Annotated in this window: 11 protein-coding genes and 5 pseudogenes; 8 read left to right on the forward strand and 8 right to left on the reverse strand. The window is 60.2% G+C overall.

The genetic code is table 11. The features are described 5' to 3' along the window. Positions 1 to 74 precede the first annotated feature (74 nt). From PFEN_RS20085 to PFEN_RS20095, 3 genes and pseudogenes are all read right to left on the reverse strand, one after another. Positions 75 to 979, reverse strand: a pseudogene (locus PFEN_RS20085) (FecR family protein). 164 nt (positions 980 to 1,143) lie between these two features. Beyond that, positions 1,144 to 1,662, reverse strand: a complete 519-nt coding sequence (locus PFEN_RS20090) for an RNA polymerase sigma factor (RefSeq protein ID WP_191487338.1) — start codon at positions 1,660 to 1,662, stop codon at positions 1,144 to 1,146. A gap of 452 nt (positions 1,663 to 2,114) precedes the next feature. After that, positions 2,115 to 2,567, reverse strand: coding sequence for a hypothetical protein (locus PFEN_RS20095; RefSeq protein WP_224770957.1), 453 nt, complete (start codon positions 2,565 to 2,567; stop codon positions 2,115 to 2,117). Between the two features lie 591 nt (positions 2,568 to 3,158). Between PFEN_RS20095 and PFEN_RS20100 the strand changes: the two genes are divergently transcribed. Next, positions 3,159 to 3,593, forward strand: coding sequence for a hypothetical protein (locus tag PFEN_RS20100; protein ID WP_191487337.1), 435 nt, complete (start codon positions 3,159 to 3,161; stop codon positions 3,591 to 3,593). Positions 3,594 to 4,088: 495 nt separating this feature from the next. Here PFEN_RS20100 and PFEN_RS20105 read toward each other — a convergent pair whose 3' ends face one another. Continuing rightward, positions 4,089 to 4,553 carry a methylglyoxal synthase gene (locus PFEN_RS20105; RefSeq protein ID WP_191487488.1) on the reverse strand — a complete coding sequence of 155 codons (465 nt, stop codon included), beginning with the start codon at positions 4,551 to 4,553 and terminating at the stop codon, positions 4,089 to 4,091. Between the two features lie 35 nt (positions 4,554 to 4,588). Next, positions 4,589 to 5,590, reverse strand: coding sequence for a type I glyceraldehyde-3-phosphate dehydrogenase (gene gap / locus PFEN_RS20110; RefSeq protein WP_191487336.1), 1,002 nt, complete (start codon positions 5,588 to 5,590; stop codon positions 4,589 to 4,591). 212 nt (positions 5,591 to 5,802) lie between these two features. Here gap (PFEN_RS20110) and edd (PFEN_RS20115) point away from each other — a divergent pair, with 212 nt between their 5' ends. Next, positions 5,803 to 7,629: a phosphogluconate dehydratase gene (gene edd, locus PFEN_RS20115; RefSeq protein WP_191487335.1), complete on the forward strand. Its 1,827-nt coding sequence runs from the start codon at positions 5,803 to 5,805 to the stop codon at positions 7,627 to 7,629. Continuing rightward, on the forward strand, positions 7,626 to 8,585 hold the full coding sequence (locus tag PFEN_RS20120) for a glucokinase (RefSeq protein WP_191487334.1): 960 nt from the start codon (positions 7,626 to 7,628) through the stop codon (positions 8,583 to 8,585). The genes edd (PFEN_RS20115) and PFEN_RS20120 overlap by 4 nt, the downstream gene beginning before the upstream one ends. A 186-nt stretch (positions 8,586 to 8,771) precedes the next feature. On the opposite strand, the pseudogene PFEN_RS20125 reads toward PFEN_RS20120, so the two are convergent. Both PFEN_RS20125 and edd (PFEN_RS20130) read right to left on the reverse strand, forming a co-directional pair. Beyond that, positions 8,772 to 9,730, reverse strand: a pseudogene (locus PFEN_RS20125) (glucokinase). After that, positions 9,727 to 11,552: pseudogene (gene edd / locus PFEN_RS20130) on the reverse strand (phosphogluconate dehydratase). Before edd (PFEN_RS20130) ends, PFEN_RS20125 begins: the two co-directional pseudogenes overlap by 4 nt. Positions 11,553 to 11,764: 212 nt before the next feature. On the opposite strand from edd (PFEN_RS20130), the gene gap (PFEN_RS20135) reads away from it, so the two are divergent. Further along, positions 11,765 to 12,766 (forward strand): type I glyceraldehyde-3-phosphate dehydrogenase, encoded by a 1,002-nt coding sequence (gap, locus tag PFEN_RS20135; RefSeq protein ID WP_191487336.1) that lies wholly within the window; start codon positions 11,765 to 11,767, stop codon positions 12,764 to 12,766. Between the two features lie 35 nt (positions 12,767 to 12,801). Then, positions 12,802 to 13,266, forward strand: a complete 465-nt coding sequence (locus tag PFEN_RS20140; protein WP_191487488.1) for a methylglyoxal synthase — start codon at positions 12,802 to 12,804, stop codon at positions 13,264 to 13,266. 496 nt (positions 13,267 to 13,762) lie between these two features. On the opposite strand, the gene PFEN_RS20145 is transcribed toward PFEN_RS20140, so the two are convergent. Further along, the gene (locus tag PFEN_RS20145; protein ID WP_191487337.1) at positions 13,763 to 14,197 is read right to left on the reverse strand and encodes a hypothetical protein; all 435 of its coding nucleotides are present in this window, start codon (positions 14,195 to 14,197) and stop codon (positions 13,763 to 13,765) included. A gap of 591 nt (positions 14,198 to 14,788) precedes the next feature. Here PFEN_RS20145 and PFEN_RS20150 point away from each other — a divergent pair. The 3 genes and pseudogenes from PFEN_RS20150 to PFEN_RS20160 form a co-directional block, all read left to right on the forward strand. Continuing rightward, positions 14,789 to 15,241 (forward strand): hypothetical protein, encoded by a 453-nt coding sequence (locus PFEN_RS20150; RefSeq protein ID WP_224770957.1) that lies wholly within the window; start codon positions 14,789 to 14,791, stop codon positions 15,239 to 15,241. Between the two features lie 453 nt (positions 15,242 to 15,694). Then, a pseudogene (locus tag PFEN_RS20155) lies at positions 15,695 to 16,212 on the forward strand (RNA polymerase sigma factor). Between the two features lie 164 nt (positions 16,213 to 16,376). Further along, positions 16,377 to 16,979: pseudogene (locus PFEN_RS20160) on the forward strand (FecR family protein); the annotation flags it as partial.

Here is a 16,979-nt window from a genome sequence, read left to right on the forward strand (position 1 = left end):
GTTCAAATGAGAATCACTTGCATTGGATATAACGAGACGAATCACCGAGGGCTATCGCGTAAAAATAACTGTTCTCAGTTGAGAATCACCAGTGCCGGGTACTCCGAGACCTTGGCGGAGGTGATCTGGGCCAGGGCGCGGACCACGTCCAGGGGCTTGTCCAGGCGGTAGTTGCCAGTAACGGCGACTTGGGCCAGGTGCTCGTTGTTGTTGATGATCCAGCCGGGGTAATAGCGGCGCAGTTCGGCCAGCACCTGGCTCATCGGGCAATTTTCGAACACCAGGCGGCCCTGGACCCAGGCCAGGTCCTTCTGCGCATCGAGCTTTTCCGGGCGCCCGAAGCCGTGGGACCGACCCGTACACTGTTGCCGGCGGACAGGCGCAGGCGGGCGCTGTCGTCGAGGGTGCGCAGGTCGACAGCGCCGCGCTGGACCTGCACTTGCGCCTCACCGTCGAGGTAACGCACCGCGAAGCTGGTATCGCTGACGCTGGCGCGGACCGGTCCGGCATCGATTTCCAGCGGTAGCTCGCGTTCGGCGGCGACTTCGAAGAATGCCTCGCCCTTGTACAGCCGGGCCTGGTGTTGGCGTTCGTTGAAGCGGCTGGAGAATGCCGAGTTGGTGTTGAGCAGGACCTTCGAGCCATCCTCGAGTTGCAGGTGCTGGCGTTCGCCGGCCACGGTCAGGTGATCGGCCTGCAGGCGCAGGGGCAGGTTGCCGTGGATGCCGAGGGCGATCAGCAGCGCGGCGGCGCTGGCCAGGGGTTTCCAGTGCGGGCGCAGGCGTCGCGACAGTGACGGGCGCCGCTGTTGTTGCAGGACCTGGGCGGCGGCGAACACTGGCTGCGCATTCCAGGCGTCGCTGGCGCGCGCATAGGCCTGGGCATGGCGCGGGTCGGCGGCGTACCAGGCTTCGAAGGCGGCCTGTTGTTCGGCGCTCGGGTACTCCATCAGGATCAGCCAGTCCAGTGCCTGATCCATGGCCGGGTCGTGCGGCACCTGCCCGGAGGCGGAAGGGCGCGGGTCTTGACTGTTGTCACGGGTGTTCCTCGGCAACGGTTGCCACGGTTTGGTTCAACGGCCTTATGATTTTGAGCGATAGCGCTGGCTCTTGAGCTGACTGCCACGCGACCCGGGTCTGGAGCTTAAGGGCGATCCAATCGTTCGGCCACCTCGACACAGATCGCCATGATCAGTTTGAGCTCTTTTTGCACGGTGCTCAGGGACACGTCGAGCTGTTCGGCGATCTCCTGGTAACCGCGCCCGTGGAGGCGACTGAGGATGAAAATCCGTTGCTGGCGGGCACTCAACCGAGCGAGGCTGACGCTCAGGCGCTGGAGTATCTGCTCAGCGTGGGCGGCGTCTTCCGCCGTACTCAGGGGCGCGGCGACATTCTGCATCACAGCCAACGGCACATCGTCCATCAGGGTGCGCGACTGGATACGGCGCGCGCGCAGATGATCCAGCGCCAGGTTGCGCGCGGTCTGGAACACGAAGGGTTCGAGGTGATCCACCGGGTGTTCGCTCAGGGCGCGGGTGACCCGCAGGTAGGTTTCCTGCAGCAGATCCTCGGCGGTGCTGGGGTTGTTGACCATGCGCTGCAAGGTCCGCAGCAGCGTGACACGCTGGGCGAGGAAGACAGTGTTGAAATGGGATTGACTCACGGAAGCACCGGACCGATGACAAGTTAATGATAATGCTTATCATCTGTATTGTTGGTCAAGCCCTGATACGCTCCTTGTTCTTCCAGTGTTTGAGGCATCCGGCTGATCGGACCCGCAGCGACCTACTACTGAGCCGGCCTGCTGGCGATGGCGCCCTGATGGGCGATACAAGATCGACCAGTTGCTGGAATCCAAACGAAACAAATAGGGTCGTTGCTCTTTTTGGATGCGTCACTGATAATGTTTCGCGAGGCTCCTTAAAGAGCAGGGGTATTGAGCATCACGGCGACATTGGCTCAATACTGTGGATGTGCAAGGCTCGCCGGCCTTGTGGTAGCGGCAACCGGCAACAATGGTTGGCTTCCGACCCCTTTCTCGTGGTCACACGGGGACGTGCTAAGCGAAGCGCTGCGACTACCAGCCCTCATTATTTTCTTGAAAAGGTGCTCATCTTAGAGCTCCTTTTTTGCTTTCAGAGTGCCGACTTTCGTTGCGTGAGGACTACGGTGTAGTTTGTAGGCGGTCACCACCGAGTAGAAGTTGTTTCCCTCTGTGTCCAACTGTGGCGAAAGAATCACACATCCCTTTGCACTCTTCAGAAGGGTCAGGCGATAACCGTCTGCGGTGAGGTGAAACTCACATAGGATCTGTGCGCCCGGCGAACAGATGGTCGCTACATACATTGCAACATCGTGAATGCTCTTGCATCCCCACTTGGGAAGCTCGTGCCCGTGGCCTTGCCAGATATGATTGACTCCGAAGCCTTTGTTTACACCGACATGTTTACCCACCCTGAGATAGATTTCGCCCGCCGGTAACGTGAGGTTTCGACTGCTATAGCCTGGAATCAAGCCATAGCTTGGAAGGCCCGTCACGGGATGCGGTATGAAGTCATCTTCGTGCAAATTACAGTAATCGTGTAGGGGCTTGGGTGGTGAGGTCTGTGACAAGGAAGAGCATCCTTTGCGTTGTACTCCTGATTATGCACAAGCAAATAGGTGTTCAGACTGTTTGAAGTTTTAAGCAATAAAATTTTCGTATTGCGATGTGCTTGTTCAATATTCAGTCTGATATTGCGGTATTTGATTGGGGTAAAGAATTTTGCAGATTTTAAGTCGTTGTTTTTAGATGAATGTGTAGGCTGTTTCTTATTTATATGCTCAATTCATCAATATTTTGCTAGTAGATGAAGCGGTTTGCAAAAAAATCTCATATTTCCTACATGTTTCAGGTGTGGGAGAATATTGCGTGCGCGAAAGGTGAACGCTAGAGTCTGGTTGTCGCTGCAAATTCAGCGATACGGGTTTTGCAGCCCGGAATAGCAAAGGCGTACAGCGCCGCGAAAGCGGTTTTTGTGCTCGCTTCATGGTGAGCTGTGCGCAGGAGGCTTCGGCCTGCCGGTTCCTTTGCTCCGGTCTGCAAACCTGTGTACGGCTCGCCACCTTTCGTTTTGCAGCGTGGGTGACGAGTTCCTTATCTAGCAAAGGAGCTTTACCATGACCAAGAAGATCACCCCCGATCCGCCGACCGTTCGCAATGCCTCCAGTACGGCGGACAAAGAGATGTACCTGCGTAAATTCTCTGACGAATCTTCAAGCGAGGTTGCGCCGGTCCCGGCAAATACGGCTCGTTTGCTCGATACCCTCGCGCTCACCTGCTCCAAACCCATCATCCCCGTAGCCCCGCACAAGCCCACACTATTTGCCATTCAACCGGGCATCAGTGCCCAGGATGCGTTGACCTACGTTTCGAATCTGCTCGAAACAGCGGAGCTCAATGGCGATGAAATCAGCTTGCATACCAATCCCGTCGAACGGGCGTTGTTCTGGGGCATGTTGCATTCGGTGGAAGTGGCGCGCGCGGTGGTGGATGCGTTGTTGGAGGGGGCGTGCTTACCTGATCCCGCTTCACCGTCGTTGGACAGCCAATAAGCAAAACGAAAAAACCGCCCAAAGCGCAATGCAGTCCACCCAAAATGTAGTTCACCTAATAAAGGGAGGTGAACACAGTACCTGTGGGAGCAGAGCTTGCTCGCGAAAGGGCCCTTGAAGTCGTTAAAAGCTTCGCGGGCAAGCTCCGCTCCCACAAGGTAAGGGTGGGCTTCTAATACCGTGTTTTCTTAAGTGAACGACGTTGTGTCAAAGGCGGGCTTTCAAAACCTTCGTATATCCCTCGGCGAAATCAATGCTTAAAGCATTTGAGCCCTGTCCGGGTGGCTAATGGAGCAAATCCTATGGATAAGCAAAGGACTCGTCAACGGTAGAGAGCGCTGACGCAGCGATAACGGTGTCACGTTCACCATCGCTATCGCCAGCGAGCTGGCTCCTACAAAATCGGTGTTTCACCACGAGATTTTGTCGAGCCTGCCCCGGCGTCCCGGCAAGCCAGGTTCCGCGAGGGATCGTGCTCAACCTGCCTGATCGGCGTTAACGCCGTGCCGCCAGATACGCCTCATAATCCGGCACCCGATACTCATGCGCCTGTTCCATCAACGGGCTGCTGAGCAGGTAATCGGCGCTGCACTCGTTGCAGGCCACGGGAATGTTCCACACCGCCGCGACCCGCAGCAACGCCTTGATATCCGGGTCGTGGGGCTGCGGTTCGAACGGGTCCCAGAAGAAAATCAGCATGTCCACCCGCTGCTCGGCAATACGCGCGCCCAACTGCTGGTCGCCGCCCAATGGGCCGCTGATCATACTCTCCACCGGCAGCCCCAGACGCTTGTTCAACAACAAACCGGTTGTGCCGGTGGCCACCAGTTCATGCTGAGCCAGACGCTCTTTCTGGCGCTCGGCCCAGTCCAGCAGAAACACTTTGCAATGGTCGTGGGCGACCAGGGCGATACGCTTGCGCGCCGCCATGGTGGTATGGGTAAAGCTGATCCCTATCATCGGTTCCTGCTGCACGCCTGTTCCTCGTTCCACGGTTATTCGGCGTTGCACAGCGCCAGGCAGTTATCCAGCATGCGGTTGGAGAAGCCCCACTCGTTGTCGTACCAGGCCAGGACCTTGAGCAGCTTGCCGCTGGCCTTGGTGTGGTTGGCGTCGAAGATCGACGACAGCGGGTTGTGGTTGAAATCGCTGGAAACCAGGGGCAGGGTGTTGTAACCGAGGATCTTCGAATGCTGGCTGGCTTCCTTGAGCAGGGCGTTGACCTCGTCGGCGCTGGCCTCGCGCTTGAGCTGCACGGTCAGGTCCACCAGGGACACGTTGATCACCGGCACGCGCACGGCCATGCCGGTCAGCTTGCCCGCCAGTTCCGGCAGCACCAGGCCGACGGCTTCGGCGGCGCCGGTCTTGCTCGGGATCATGTTCTGGGTCGCCGAGCGCGCGCGGTACGGGTCGGTGTGGTAGACGTCGGTCAGGTTCTGGTCGTTGGTGTAGGCGTGGATGGTGGTCATCAGGCCACTTTCGATGCCCAGCTCGCGGTGCAGCACCTGGGCCACCGGGGCCAGGCAGTTGGTGGTGCACGACGCGTTGGAAATGATCTGGTGCGACTGGCGCAGGATGTCATGGTTGACCCCGTACACCACGGTGGCATCGGCGCCTTTGGCCGGTGCCGAGATAATCACTTTGCGGGCCCCGGCGCTCAGGTGCGCGGCGGCCTTGGCGCGGTCGGTGAACAGGCCGGTGCACTCGAAAACCACGTCGATCTTCTCGGCGGCCCACGGCAGTTCGGCCGGGTTGCGGATCGCGCTGACGGCAATCCGGTCGCCGTTGACGGTCAGGCTTTCGTTGTCATGCTCTACGCTGGCATCAAAGGTGCCGTGAACCGTGTCGTACTTGAGCAGGTGGGCATTGATGGCGCTGTCGCCCAGGTCGTTGATGGCGACGACCTGCAGGTCCTGACGGTAACCTTGGGTATAGAGTGCGCGCAGGACGTTGCGGCCGATGCGGCCAAAACCGTTGATTGCGATTCGTAGAGTCATTTAGGGAAGCGCCTTCCATAGATTTGTTGTTGGAATTACAAGATTATTCGCATAAAAATAGAAAACAAGCCTTTTTAGTGGCAATATTTTGTTTTATCTACAACGAGTGACCTGAGTCAACGGGTCCGGATGATTGCAAAGCCCCGTCGTATGAGGCTTTCGGTCAGCTAGGAACCACAGGTCGCCACATCCGTTAGCCTGGAGTTCTACACATGCATCCCCGCGTTCTAGAGGTCACCGAACGGCTTGTCGCCCGCAGCCGCGCTACTCGCCAGGCGTATCTGGCACTGATTCATGGCGCCGCCAGCGATGGCCCGATGCGCGGCAAGCTGCAATGCGCGAACTTTGCCCACGGCGTGGCCGGGTGTGGCAGCGACGACAAGCAGAACCTGCGTCTGATGAACGCCGCCAACGTGGCGATCGTTTCCTCCTATAACGACATGCTTTCCGCGCACCAGCCTTACGAAAACTATCCGCAACAGATCAAGCATGCCCTGCGCGAAATCGGCTCGGTCGGCCAGTTCGCTGGCGGTGTACCGGCCATGTGCGATGGCGTGACCCAGGGCGAGCCGGGCATGGAGCTGGGTATCGCCAGTCGCGAAGTGATCGCGATGTCCACCGCCGTGGCGCTGTCGCACAACATGTTCGATGCGGCGATGATGCTCGGCATCTGTGACAAGATCGTGCCCGGCCTGTTGATGGGCGCCTTGCGCTTCGGTCACCTGCCAACCATCTTCGTGCCCGGCGGGCCGATGGTCTCGGGGATTTCCAACAAGGAAAAGGCCGATGTGCGCCAGCGCTATGCCGAAGGCAAGGCCAGCCGCGAGGAGCTGCTGGAATCGGAGATGAAGTCCTACCACAGCCCCGGCACCTGCACCTTCTACGGCACCGCCAACACCAACCAGTTGCTGATGGAAGTCATGGGCCTGCACTTGCCGGGCTCGTCCTTCGTCAACCCCAATACCCCGCTGCGCGATGCCCTGACCCGCGAAGCGGCGCACCAGATCACCCGCCTGACCAAACAGAGCGGCAGCTTCATGCCCCTGGGTGAGATTGTAGACGAGCGTTCGCTGGTCAACTCGATCGTCGCGCTGCACGCCACCGGCGGTTCCACCAACCACACCCTGCACATGCCGGCGATCGCCCAGGCGGCCGGTATCCAGCTGACCTGGCAGGACATGGCCGACCTTTCCGAGGTGGTGCCGACCCTGTCCCACGTCTATCCGAACGGCAAGGCCGATATCAACCACTTCCAGGCGGCGGGCGGCATGGCCTTCCTGATCCGCGAACTGCTGGAAGCCGGCTTGTTGCACGAAGAGGTCAACACCGTGGCCGGCTTCGGCCTCAGCCGCTACACCCAGGAGCCGTTCCTGCAGAACGGCGAACTGGTCTGGCGCGACGGCCCGATCGAAAGCCTCGATGAAAACATCCTGCGCCCGGTGGCCCGTGCCTTCTCCCCTGAGGGCGGCCTGCGGGTGATGGAAGGCAACCTCGGGCGTGGCGTGATGAAAGTTTCCGCCGTGGCAGTGGAACACCAGATCGTCGAAGCCCCGGCGGTGGTGTTCCAGGACCAGCAGGACCTGGCCGACGCGTTCAAGGCCGGCTTGCTGGAGAAGGATTTCGTCGCGGTGATGCGCTTCCAGGGGCCGCGCTCCAACGGTATGCCTGAACTGCACAAGATGACCCCGTTCCTCGGCGTGCTGCAGGACCGTGGCTTCAAGGTCGCGCTGGTCACCGACGGTCGGATGTCCGGGGCTTCGGGCAAGATTCCGGCGGCCATCCATGTCTGCCCCGAAGCCCATGTCGGCGGTGCGCTGGCGCGGGTCCGCGATGGCGACATGATTCGCGTGGATGGGGTCAAGGGCACCTTGCGGGTGCTGGTGGACGACGCCGAGTTCGCCGCGCGCACGCCTGCGATCGGCCTGTTGGGTAATCATATCGGCTGTGGCCGTGAACTCTTCGGCTTCATGCGCATGGCCTTCAGCTCGGCGGAGCAGGGCGCCAGCGCGTTCACGTCGGCCCTGGAGCACCTTGAATGAAGTTGGCGTTGGTAGGCGATATCGGCGGGACCAATGCGCGGTTCGCGCTGTGGAAGGACAATGCCCTGGATTCGGTCAAGGTCCTGGCGACCGTCGATCATGCCAGCCCCGAGGAGGCGATCAAGGTCTACCTCGACGGCCTCGGCCTGGCGCCGGGAGCGGTCGGCGCCGTATGCCTGTCGGTGGCCGGTCCGGTGGGCGGCGACGAGTTCCGTTTCACCAACAACCACTGGCGCCTGAGCCGCCAGGCATTCTGCGCGACCTTGCAGGTCGACGAGCTGTTGCTGGTCAATGATTTTTCGGCCATGGCCCTGGGCATGACCCGGTTGGCGCCGGGCGATTACCGCGTGGTCTGCGAAGGTACGCCGGAGCCGTTGCGTCCGGCGGTGGTGATCGGTCCCGGCACCGGGCTGGGCGTGGGCACCCTGCTGGATCTGGGCGAGCAGCGTTTCATGGCCTTGCCGGGGGAGGGCGGGCATGTCGACCTGCCCTTGAGCAGTCCGCGCGAGACTCAGTTGTGGCAGCATATCTACAATGAAATCGGGCATGTCAGCGCCGAGACCGCCTTGAGTGGCGGCGGTTTGCCACGGGTCTACCGGGCGATCTGCGCGGTGGACGGGCATGTGCCGGTGCTGGAAACGCCGGAGTCGATTACCGCTGCCGGCCTGGCGGGTGATCCGATTGCCCGGGAAGTGCTGGAGCAGTTCAGTTGCTGGTTGGGCCGGGTCGCGGGCAACAACGTACTGACCACGGGCGCGCGCGGTGGGGTGTATATCGTCGGTGGGGTGATCCCGCGGTTTGCCGACTTTTTCATCCACAGCGGTTTTGCCAGGTGCTTCGCCGACAAAGGTTGCATGAGCGACTACTTCAAGGGTATTCCGGTGTGGCTGGTGACGGCACCGTATTCCGGGCTGATTGGCGCGGGGGTGGCGTTGCAGCAGGCGTTCGCGCACTGATTAAGGAAATTTGAAGCCGAGCACGGTTTTGTGGCGAGCGGGCTTGCCCGCGCTGGGGGCGAAGCGCCCCTAAAACCAGATGCGTTTTTACTGAAAACCGCGAGCCATGGTTTTAGGGCGCTTCGCACGCCCAGCGCGGGCAAGCCCGCTCGCCACAAAACCGTGCTCGGCTTCAAATTTCCTTAATCAGTGCGCGAACGCCTGCTGCAACGCCACCCCCGCGCCAATCAGCCCGGAATACGGTGCCGTCACCAGCCACACCGGAATACCCTTGAAGTAGTCGCTCATGCAACCTTTGTCGGCGAAGCACCTGGCAAAACCGCTGTGGATGAAAAAGTCGGCAAACCGCGGGATCACCCCACCGACGATATACACCCCACCGCGCGCGCCCGTGGTCAGTACGTTGTTGCCCGCGACCCGGCCCAACCAGCAACTGAACTGCTCCAGCACTTCCCGGGCAATCGGATCACCCGCCAGGCCGGCAGCGGTAATCGACTCCGGCGTTTCCAGCACCGGCACATGCCCGTCCACCGCGCAGATCGCCCGGTAGACCCGTGGCAAACCGCCGCCACTCAAGGCGGTCTCGGCGCTGACATGCCCGATTTCATTGTAGATATGCTGCCACAACTGAGTCTCGCGCGGACTGCTCAAGGGCAGGTCGACATGCCCGCCCTCCCCCGGCAAGGCCATGAAACGCTGCTCGCCCAGATCCAGCAGGGTGCCCACGCCCAGCCCGGTGCCGGGACCGATCACCACCGCCGGACGCAACGGCTCCGGCGTACCTTCGCAGACCACGCGGTAATCGCCCGCGCCAACCGGGTCATGCCCAGGGCCATGGCCGAAAAATCATTGACCAGCAACAGCTCGTCGACCTGCAAGGTCGCGCAGAATGCCTGGCGGCTCAGGCGCCAGTGGTTGTTGGTGAAACGGAACTCGTCGCCGCCCACCGGACCGGCCACCGACAGGCATACGGCGCCGACCGCTCCCGGCGCCAGGCCGAGGCCGTCGAGGTAGACCTTGATCGCCTCCTCGGGGCTGGCATGATCGACGGTCGCCAGGACCTTGACCGAATCCAGGGCATTGTCCTTCCACAGCGCGAACCGCGCATTGGTCCCGCCGATATCGCCTACCAACGCCAACTTCATTCAAGGTGCTCCAGGGCCGACGTGAACGCGCTGGCGCCCTGCTCCGCCGAGCTGAAGGCCATGCGCATGAAGCCGAAGAGTTCACGGCCACAGCCGATATGATTACCCAACAGGCCGATCGCAGGCGTGCGCGCGGCGAACTCGCGTCGTCCACCAGCACCCGCAAGGTGCCCTTGACCCCATCCACGCGAATCATGTCGCCATCGCGGACCCGCGCCAGCGCACCGCCGACATGGGCTTCGGGGCAGACATGGATGGCCGCCGGAATCTTGCCCGAAGCCCCGGACATCCGACCGTCGGTGACCAGCGCGACCTTGAAGCCACGGTCCTGCAGCACGCCGAGGAACGGGGTCATCTTGTGCAGTTCAGGCATACCGTTGGAGCGCGGCCCCTGGAAGCGCATCACCGCGACGAAATCCTTCTCCAGCAAGCCGGCCTTGAACGCGTCGGCCAGGTCCTGCTGGTCCTGGAACACCACCGCCGGGGCTTCGACGATCTGGTGTTCCACTGCCACGGCGGAAACTTTCATCACGCCACGCCCGAGGTTGCCTTCCATCACCCGCAGGCCGCCCTCAGGGGAGAAGGCACGGGCCACCGGGCGCAGGATGTTTTCATCGAGGCTTTCGATCGGGCCGTCGCGCCAGACCAGTTCGCCGTTCTGCAGGAACGGCTCCTGGGTGTAGCGGCTGAGGCCGAAGCCGGCCACGGTGTTGACCTCTTCGTGCAACAAGCCGGCTTCCAGCAGTTCGCGGATCAGGAAGGCCATGCCGCCCGCCGCCTGGAAGTGGTTGATATCGGCCTTGCCGTTCGGATAGACGTGGGACAGGGTCGGCACCACCTCGGAAAGGTCGGCCATGTCCTGCCAGGTCAGCTGGATACCGGCCGCCTGGGCGATCGCCGGCATGTGCAGGGTGTGGTTGGTGGAACCGCCGGTGGCGTGCAGCGCGACGATCGAGTTGACCAGCGAACGCTCGTCTACAATCTCACCCAGGGGCATGAAGCTGCCGCTCTGTTTGGTCAGGCGGGTGATCTGGTGCGCCGCTTCGCGGGTCAGGGCATCGCGCAGCGGGGTATTGGGGTTGACGAAGGACGAGCCCGGCAAGTGCAGGCCCATGACTTCCATCAGCAACTGGTTGGTGTTGGCGGTGCCGTAGAAGGTGCAGGTGCCGGGGCTGTGGTAGGACTTCATCTCCGATTCCAGCAGCTCCTCGCGGCTGGCCTTGCCTTCGGCATAGCGCTGGCGCACATCGGCCTTTTCCTTGTTGGAAATCCCCGAGACCATCGGCCCGCCGGGCACGAAGATGGTTGGCAGGTGACCGAAGCGCAAGGCGCCCATCAACAGGCCGGGCACGATCTTGTCACAGATGCCGAGCATCATCGCCGCATCGAACATGTTGTGCGACAGCGCCACGGCGGTGGACATCGCGATCACTTCGCGACTGGCGATACCCAGCTCCATGCCCGGCTCGCCCTGGGTCACGCCATCGCACATGGCCGGTACACCGCCAGCGAACTGGCCGACCGAGCCGATTTCGCGCAGGGCATGCTTGATCTGTTGCGGATAGTTTTCGTAAGGCTGGTGCGCGGAAAGCATGTCGTTATAGGAGGAAACGATCGCCACGTTGGCGGCGTTCATCAGACGCAGGTTCTGCTTGTCGTCGCTGCCACACCCGGCCACGCCGTGGGCAAAGTTCGCGCATTGCAGCTTGCCGCGCATCGGGCCATCGCTGGCGGCGCCATGAATCAGTGCCAGATACGCCTGGCGAGTAGCGCGGCTGCGGGCGACAAGCCGTTCGGTGACCTCTAGAACGCGGGGATGCATGTGTAGAACTCCAGGCTAACGGATGTGGCGACCTGTGGTTCCTAGCTGACCGAAAGCCTCATACGACGGGGCTTTGCAATCATCCGGACCCGTTGACTCAGGTCACTCGTTGTAGATAAAACAAAATATTGCCACTAAAAAGGCTTGTTTTCTATTTTTATGCGAATAATCTTGTAATTCCAACAACAAATCTATGGAAGGCGCTTCCCTAAATGACTCTACGAATCGCAATCAACGGTTTTGGCCGCATCGGCCGCAACGTCCTGCGCGCACTCTATACCCAAGGTTACCGTCAGGACCTGCAGGTCGTCGCCATCAACGACCTGGGCGACAGCGCCATCAATGCCCACCTGCTCAAGTACGACACGGTTCACGGCACCTTTGATGCCAGCGTAGAGCATGACAACGAAAGCCTGACCGTCAACGGCGACCGGATTGCCGTCAGCGCGATCCGCAACCCGGCCGAACTGCCGTGGGCCGCCGAGAAGATCGACGTGGTTTTCGAGTGCACCGGCCTGTTCACCGACCGCGCCAAGGCCGCCGCGCACCTGAGCGCCGGGGCCCGCAAAGTGATTATCTCGGCACCGGCCAAAGGCGCCGATGCCACCGTGGTGTACGGGGTCAACCATGACATCCTGCGCCAGTCGCACCAGATCATTTCCAACGCGTCGTGCACCACCAACTGCCTGGCCCCGGTGGCCCAGGTGCTGCACCGCGAGCTGGGCATCGAAAGTGGCCTGATGACCACCATCCACGCCTACACCAACGACCAGAACCTGACCGACGTCTACCACACCGACCCGTACCGCGCGCGCTCGGCGACCCAGAACATGATCCCGAGCAAGACCGGCGCCGCCGAAGCCGTCGGCCTGGTGCTGCCGGAACTGGCGGGCAAGCTGACCGGCATGGCCGTGCGCGTGCCGGTGATCAACGTGTCCCTGGTGGACCTGACCGTGCAGCTCAAGCGCGAGGCCAGCGCCGACGAGGTCAACGCCCTGCTCAAGGAAGCCAGCCAGCATTCGAAGATCCTCGGTTACAACACCCTGCCCCTGGTTTCCAGCGATTTCAACCACAACCCGCTGTCGTCGATCTTCGACGCCAACCACACCAAGGCCAGCGGCAAGCTGCTCAAGGTCCTGGCCTGGTACGACAACGAGTGGGGCTTCTCCAACCGCATGCTGGATAACTGCCTGGCGCTGTGCAACGCCGAATAACCGTGGAACGAGGAACAGGCGTGCAGCAGGAACCGATGATAGGGATCAGCTTTACCCATACCACCATGGCGGCGCGCAAGCGTATCGCCCTGGTCGCCCACGACCATTGCAAAGTGTTTCTGCTGGACTGGGCCGAGCGCCAGAAAGAGCGTCTGGCTCAGCATGAACTGGTGGCCACCGGCACAACCGGTTTGTTGTTGAACAAGCGTCTGGGGCTGCCGGTGGAGAGTATGATCAGCGGCCCATTGGGCGGCGACCAGCAGTTGGGCGCGCGTATTGCCGAGCAGCGGGTGGACATGCTGATTTTCTTCTGGGACCCGTTCGAACCGCAGCCCCACGACCCGGATATCAAGGCGTTGCTGCGGGTCGCGGCGGTGTGGAACATTCCCGTGGCCTGCAACGAGTGCAGCGCCGATTACCTGCTCAGCAGCCCGTTGATGGAACAGGCGCATGAGTATCGGGTGCCGGATTATGAGGCGTATCTGGCGGCACGGCGTTAACGCCGATCAGGCAGGTTGAGCACGATCCCTCGCGGAACCTGGCTTGCCGGGACGCCGGGGCAGGCTCGACAAAATCTCGTGGTGAAACACCGATTTTGTAGGAGCCAGCTCGCTGGCGATAGCGATGGTGAACGTGACACCGTTATCGCTGCGTCAGCGCTCTCTACCGTTGACGAGTCCTTTGCTTATCCATAGGATTTGCTCCATTAGCCACCCGGACAGGGCTCAAATGCTTTAAGCATTGATTTCGCCGAGGGATATACGAAGGTTTTGAAAGCCCGCCTTTGACACAACGTCGTTCACTTAAGAAAACACGGTATTAGAAGCCCACCCTTACCTTGTGGGAGCGGAGCTTGCCCGCGAAGCTTTTAACGACTTCAAGGGCCCTTTCGCGAGCAAGCTCTGCTCCCACAGGTACTGTGTTCACCTCCCTTTATTAGGTGAACTACATTTTGGGTGGACTGCATTGCGCTTTGGGCGGTTTTTTCGTTTTTGCTTATTGGCTGTCCAACGACGGTGAAGCGGGATCAGGTAAGCACGCCCCCTCCAACAACGCATCCACCACCGCGCGCGCCACTTCCACCGAATGCAACATGCCCCAGAACAACGCCCGTTCGACGGGATTGGTATGCAAGCTGATTTCATCGCCATTGAGCTCCGCTGTTTCGAGCAGATTCGAAACGTAGGTCAACGCATCCTGGGCACTGATGCCCGGTTGAATGGCAAATAGTGTGGGCTTGTGCGGGGCTACGGGGATGATGGGTTTGGAGCAGGTGAGCGCGAGGGTATCGAGCAAACGAGCCGTATTTGCCGGGACCGGCGCAACCTCGCTTGAAGATTCGTCAGAGAATTTACGCAGGTACATCTCTTTGTCCGCCGTACTGGAGGCATTGCGAACGGTCGGCGGATCGGGGGTGATCTTCTTGGTCATGGTAAAGCTCCTTTGCTAGATAAGGAACTCGTCACCCACGCTGCAAAACGAAAGGTGGCGAGCCGTACACAGGTTTGCAGACCGGAGCAAAGGAACCGGCAGGCCGAAGCCTCCTGCGCACAGCTCACCATGAAGCGAGCACAAAAACCGCTTTCGCGGCGCTGTACGCCTTTGCTATTCCGGGCTGCAAAACCCGTATCGCTGAATTTGCAGCGACAACCAGACTCTAGCGTTCACCTTTCGCGCACGCAATATTCTCCCACACCTGAAACATGTAGGAAATATGAGATTTTTTTGCAAACCGCTTCATCTACTAGCAAAATATTGATGAATTGAGCATATAAATAAGAAACAGCCTACACATTCATCTAAAAACAACGACTTAAAATCTGCAAAATTCTTTACCCCAATCAAATACCGCAATATCAGACTGAATATTGAACAAGCACATCGCAATACGAAAATTTTATTGCTTAAAACTTCAAACAGTCTGAACACCTATTTGCTTGTGCATAATCAGGAGTACAACGCAAAGGATGCTCTTCCTTGTCACAGACCTCACCACCCAAGCCCCTACACGATTACTGTAATTTGCACGAAGATGACTTCATACCGCATCCCGTGACGGGCCTTCCAAGCTATGGCTTGATTCCAGGCTATAGCAGTCGAAACCTCACGTTACCGGCGGGCGAAATCTATCTCAGGGTGGGTAAACATGTCGGTGTAAACAAAGGCTTCGGAGTCAATCATATCTGGCAAGGCCACGGGCACGAGCTTCCCAAGTGGGGATGCAAGAGCATTCACGATGTTGCAATGTATGTAGCGACCATCTGTTCGCCGGGCGCACAGATCCTATGTGAGTTTCACCTCACCGCAGACGGTTATCGCCTGACCCTTCTGAAGAGTGCAAAGGGATGTGTGATTCTTTCGCCACAGTTGGACACAGAGGGAAACAACTTCTACTCGGTGGTGACCGCCTACAAACTACACCGTAGTCCTCACGCAACGAAAGTCGGCACTCTGAAAGCAAAAAAGGAGCTCTAAGATGAGCACCTTTTCAAGAAAATAATGAGGGCTGGTAGTCGCAGCGCTTCGCTTAGCACGTCCCCGTGTGACCACGAGAAAGGGGTCGGAAGCCAACCATTGTTGCCGGTTGCCGCTACCACAAGGCCGGCGAGCCTTGCACATCCACAGTATTGAGCCAATGTCGCCGTGATGCTCAATACCCCTGCTCTTTAAGGAGCCCTCGCGAAACATTATCAGTGACGCATCCAAAAAGAGCAACGACCCTATTTGTTTCGTTTGGATTCCAGCAACTGGTCGATCTTGTATCGCCCATCAGGGCGCCATCGCCAGCAGGCCGGCTCAGTAGTAGGTCGCTGCGGGTCCGATCAGCCGGATGCCTCAAACACTGGAAGAACAAGGAGCGTATCAGGGCTTGACCAACAATACAGATGATAAGCATTATCATTAACTTGTCATCGGTCCGGTGCTTCCGTGAGTCAATCCCATTTCAACACTGTCTTCCTCGCCCAGCGTGTCACGCTGCTGCGGACCTTGCAGCGCATGGTCAACAACCCCAGCACCGCCGAGGATCTGCTGCAGGAAACCTACCTGCGGGTCACCCGCGCCCTGAGCGAACACCCGGTGGATCACCTCGAACCCTTCGTGTTCCAGACCGCGCGCAACCTGGCGCTGGATCATCTGCGCGCGCGCCGTATCCAGTCGCGCACCCTGATGGACGATGTGCCGTTGGCTGTGATGCAGAATGTCGCGCGCCCCTGAGTACGGCGGAAGACGCCGCCCACGCTGAGCAGATACTCCAGCGCCTGAGCGTCAGCCTCGCTCGGTTGAGTGCCCGCCAGCAACGGATTTTCATCCTCAGTCGCCTCCACGGGCGCGGTTACCAGGAGATCGCCGAACAGCTCGACGTGTCCCTGAGCACCGTGCAAAAAGAGCTCAAACTGATCATGGCGATCTGTGTCGAGGTGGCCGAACGATTGGATCGCCCTTAAGCTCCAGACCCGGGTCGCGTGGCAGTCAGCTCAAGAGCCAGCGCTATCGCTCAAAATCATAAGGCCGTTGAACCAAACCGTGGCAACCGTTGCCGAGGAACACCCGTGACAAACAGTCAAGACCCGCGCCCTTCCGCCTCCGGGCAGGTGCGCACGACCCGGCCATGGATCAGGCACTGGACTGGCTGATCCTGATGGAGTACCCGAGCGCCGAACAACAGGCCGCCTTCGAAGCCTGGTACGCCGCCGACCCGCGCCATGCCCAGGCCTATGCGCGCGCCAGCGACGCCTGGAATGCGCAGCCAGTGTTCGCCGCCGCCCAGGTCCTGCAACAACAGCGGCGCCCGTCACTGTCGCGACGCCTGCGCCCGCACTGGAAACCCCTGGCCAGCGCCGCCGCGCTGCTGATCGCCCTCGGCATCCACGGCAACCTGCCCCTGCGCCTGCAGGCCGATCACCTGACCGTGGCCGGCGAACGCCAGCACCTGCAACTCGAGGATGGCTCGAAGGTCCTGCTCAACACCAACTCGGCATTCTCCAGCCGCTTCAACGAACGCCAACACCAGGCCCGGCTGTACAAGGGAGGCATTCTTCGAAGTCGCCGCCGAACGCGAGCTACCGCTGGAAATCGATGCCGGACCGGTCCGCGCCAGCGTCAGCGATACCAGCTTCGCGGTGCGTTACCTCGACGGTGAGGCGCAAGTGCAGGTCCAGCGCGGCGCTGTCGACCTGCGCACCCTCGACGACAGCGCCCGCCTGCGCCTGTC

This window comes from Pseudomonas sp. FEN, assembly GCF_904067045.1.
Classification (GTDB): Bacteria; Pseudomonadota; Gammaproteobacteria; order Pseudomonadales; family Pseudomonadaceae; genus Aquipseudomonas.